Source organism: Nostoc sp. 'Peltigera membranacea cyanobiont' 213 (assembly GCF_002245975.1).
Taxonomy (GTDB): Bacteria; Cyanobacteriota; Cyanobacteriia; order Cyanobacteriales; family Nostocaceae; genus Nostoc.
Genome location: NZ_NOLI01000322.1, coordinates 1 through 2,322, shown reverse-complemented (window position 1 = coordinate 2,322; position 2,322 = coordinate 1). Strand labels below are relative to the sequence as shown.

Here is a 2,322-nt window from a genome sequence, read left to right as displayed (position 1 = left end):
CGCGTCATCGGTTTCAATAGTGTTTATTCTTTTCCAGCAGTTCTGATTCCAGTTTATCTAATTGATGACACGCCCTAGAACCAGGTGAAATACTTTATTTCCCCTCCTTTTGGTGGCATCAAGTTTACTCTCTCGATGAGCTAAATATTTCTGTTAGTTTTGTTTGGAATGCAAAAATTAAAAAGTTTTTTAGACGAAAGCTTTTTAAAGAAAAAAATAAATTCAAGAATCTTAATTTTTGTCGATGAAATAGGTGTATTGGGTTTATGCTGGGAGATTTAAAAATTGCCTTTATCGGCGGTGGCACAATGGGCGAAATGATAATTAGTAGATTGTTATCAACAGTTTTTGTTGATAACAATCTACTAATTATTGTCAGCGATCCGGTTTCTGCGCGATGCCTTTATTTAGAAAAAGAATATGGAGTAGGTACTACAACCTGCAATATAGAAGCTGTACAAGGCGCATCCATTGTGATGTTGGCAGTGAAACCGCAGGTTTTGGCAGAGGTTCTGGCTATGCTGAAGGGTAAAATTTCACCGGAAGCTTTAGTAATTAGTATTGTGGCAGGAGCTAGTGTTACATCTCTATGCCAAGGGTTGAATCATCCTGCTGTTGTTCGGACAATGCCAAATATTGCAGTAGAGGTTGGTCATGGGACTACAGTGTGGAGTGCATCATCAAGTGTGACAGAGATCCAGCGATCGCATACCCAAGTAATTTTACAAGCATTAGATAAGGAATTTGCTACCCAAAATGAACATGACCTTGATATGGCAACGGCGCTGAGTAGTGCGGGGACTGGATTTGTGTTTCTGTACATCGAAGCAATGATTGATGCTGGAGTTCAGATGGGTTTAACTCGCACACAAGCCCAAGAACTCACATTGCATACGATTGCCGGTAGTGTAGAACTTATGTTGCAGACTCATGAACATCCAGCCGTCTTACGAAACAAGGTAACTAGTCCTGGGGGAGTGACTGCTGCTGGTCTTTACGAGTTAGAAAAAGGTGGTATGCGAACTGTGATTTCTAATGCAGTGCTTGCTGCTTTGAGCCGCACTCAACAATTAGGTAATGTGAGTTGAAAAATTAGTGCTGAGTGAGGTTATTGATTCGGTCATTATTACTAATCTACGCTAAAAAGTATTAAATTTAATTTCAAAATATTTCAGTTTATTTCTAAAATATGCCAACCCAAGTTGTTCAAGCTCAACCCTCAAGAAATGCTTTTTCAGATTTTATTCAATTCTGGAAAGATGTAACAGCGATCGCCGGCCCTTACTGGTATCCAACAAAGCCAGGGGATAGAGCTTTTTCAGACGTTATTCGCGCCTGGGGAATGCTTATTCTCCTAATATTACTAATATTCGCCCTTGTCGCTGCAACTACTTATAATAGTTTCATTCATCGCTATTTAATCGATGTCATCATTCAAGAAAAAGATTATTCTAAATTTACTTATACTATATCACTTTATGCTGTTGGACTTGTCTTGATAACGCTTTTAGTAGGATTTACTAAATTTATTAGAAAAAGAATTTCTCTTGATTGGTATCAATGGCTCAATAATCATATTTTAAATAAATATTTGAGCAATCGTGCTTATTATAAAATCAATTTTAAAGCTGATATTGATAACCCAGATCAACGTTTATCTCAAGAAATTGAACCGATAACCAGTAGTGCGCTAAGTTTTTCAGCTACTTTACTAGAAAAAGCACTGGAAATGGTAACTTTTTTAATAGTTGTCTGGTCAATTTCCCAACAGATAGCTGTTGCTCTGCTTATCTATACAATTATAGGTAATTTGATTGCTGTTTTCTTAAATAAAGAATTAATTAAGATTAATCAAGCAGAACTTGAATCTAAAGCTGATTATAGTTATTGTCTAACTCATGTCCGCAATCACGCTGAATCAATAGCTTTTTTTCAAGGAGAAAAACAAGAACTGAATATAATTGAACGCAGATTTAGTATCCTCATAAAAAATATTAAAGAAAAGATTAATTGGGAAAGAAATCAGGCAATTTTTAACAGAGGATATCGGGCTACTATCGAATTTCTCACACTCTTAGTACTTGCACCTTTATTTATTAGAGGTGATATTGATTTCGGAGAAATTGGACAAGCTACTACAGCTTGCTATTTTTTTGCTGGTGCTTTGGAAGAATTAATAGCTGAATTTGGCGTTTCTGGGCAATTTTCTAGTTATGTTGAGCGTTTATCTGATTTTTCAGATGCGTTAGGGACTTCCAAGCAATAAAATCACCAAATACAAGAATGATAATCATTGTGAGGAGGGGGAAGGAGAAGCAGCCG

The 2,322-nt window shown here is 36.6% G+C and carries 1 protein-coding gene and 2 pseudogenes; all 3 read left to right on the top strand.

Annotation, left to right across the window (positions count from 1 at the left end; translation table 11 throughout):
- Positions 1-83: 83 nt before the first annotated feature.
- Positions 84-248, top strand: a pseudogene (locus CDG77_RS34565) (cupin-like domain-containing protein); the annotation flags it as partial.
- 18 nt (positions 249-266) lie between these two features.
- Complete coding sequence (gene proC, locus CDG77_RS34560) at positions 267-1,088, top strand: pyrroline-5-carboxylate reductase (RefSeq protein WP_094333615.1); 822 nt, start codon at positions 267-269, stop codon at positions 1,086-1,088.
- Positions 1,089-1,189: 101 nt separating this feature from the next.
- Positions 1,190-2,248, top strand: a pseudogene (locus tag CDG77_RS34555) (ABC transporter transmembrane domain-containing protein); the annotation flags it as partial.
- Positions 2,249-2,322 lie beyond the last annotated feature (74 nt).

What these genes read in the sequence shown, in the direction of transcription:
- proC (WP_094333615.1), top strand. Translation starts at nt 267, where the DNA reads ATGCTGGGAGATTTAAAAATTGCCTTTATCGGCGGTGGCACAATGGGC.